Genomic DNA, 1,169 nt, shown 5'->3' with positions numbered 1-1,169 from the left:
TGAAGCCGCTCCACGTTGGCACGGTGCCGTCGCCGACGTCCTCTTCCTCGATCGCGTCGGGACGCAGTTTGCCGAGATGGACCGACGTGCTTGAGACGGCATGATCCGTGTCGTCTGGCGTCACTGGGTTAACAACGTCGGACGTCTGCGCTGGAGTTTGCTTCGCGATCCAATCGGGGTGAAACAATCATGGAGGCTCGCCGCGTTGTTGGCCGCGGCGCAATGCGCTCTCCCTTTGGGTTCAATGCCCGATCGATTGTTCAGGGACGCTTCCCGCAAGGTCCAAAGCGCTCGTCGTCGGCAGGACCTTCGACGCTGGCAGCGGCTTCTCGGGCGTTGTCTCGCTGGAAGAAGGCTCCGGCGCGACCGGCACAATCGACAGCTATGTCCCCCATGTTGTCGGCGGCTTGAAATACAAAGGCGACTGGGGCGCGGTCACGGGTGTCGTCGCCTATGACAGCTCCTATGGAAGTGGCTGGCAAGGTTCGACTGGACGTCAACGTCACCAAGGAACTGACCCTGTTCATCATGGGCGGCTACGGCACGGACGATAACCTCAGCGACGATCCCGGCAATGCCATCGATGCTCATGGCCGCGGCTTCTACAAGCCGTGGGGCGGCAACTGGGCCGTCTGGGGCGGCGGCACCTACAAGTTCAATGCCAAGACCGCGTTCAACCTCCAGGCTTCGGCTGACGACGACAAGAACTACGCTCTGGCTGCGAACGTCGCCTATACCATCGTTCCGGGCTTCACGATCACGACCGAAGTCGACTGGGACCATTCGGTCACTTCGACGATGGCACTCCGTTCGGCAACTTCACCAAGGCCGACAAGAAGGATAGCGTTGGCGGCATCGTCCGTTTCCAGCGCAACTTCTGATCGAACCCCTGCCGATCAGAACGGAAAGGCCAGCGACGTCGTCGCGGGCCTTTTTGTTTTGCCGAGAGCTGCCGTACCGACGCGAATGTGCCCTCCCGTAAGAAGCAGCGCTCAGCCGGCAGGGAACGGGGCGAAGTGACCCGAGCCACGAAGCCTCGCCAGCAGGATGATGGCCGTTCCGCGGTGCCTCACCCCTCGCTTGCTCACTTAGCGGCGACGCATCCCAGGCAGCCAATTCTGCCACCAAAAGGGCTGTGTCTCCGTTGATCGAGGCGCATCTAAGCTGTC

2 pseudogenes are annotated in these 1,169 nt (G+C 61.6%); one reads left to right on the top strand and one right to left on the bottom strand.

Annotated features, from left to right (window positions below):
* Positions 1–260: 260 nt before the first annotated feature.
* Positions 261–401: pseudogene (locus AC07FD_RS25280) on the bottom strand (hypothetical protein); the annotation flags it as partial.
* Between AC07FD_RS25280 and AC07FD_RS25275 the strand changes: the two are divergent.
* A pseudogene (locus tag AC07FD_RS25275) lies at positions 345–1,020 on the top strand (porin). The pseudogenes AC07FD_RS25280 and AC07FD_RS25275 overlap by 57 nt on opposite strands.
* Positions 1,021–1,169 lie beyond the last annotated feature (149 nt).

Source organism: Mesorhizobium waitakense, from assembly GCF_056431085.1.
This window is presented reverse-complemented; position numbering and strand designations above follow the sequence as displayed.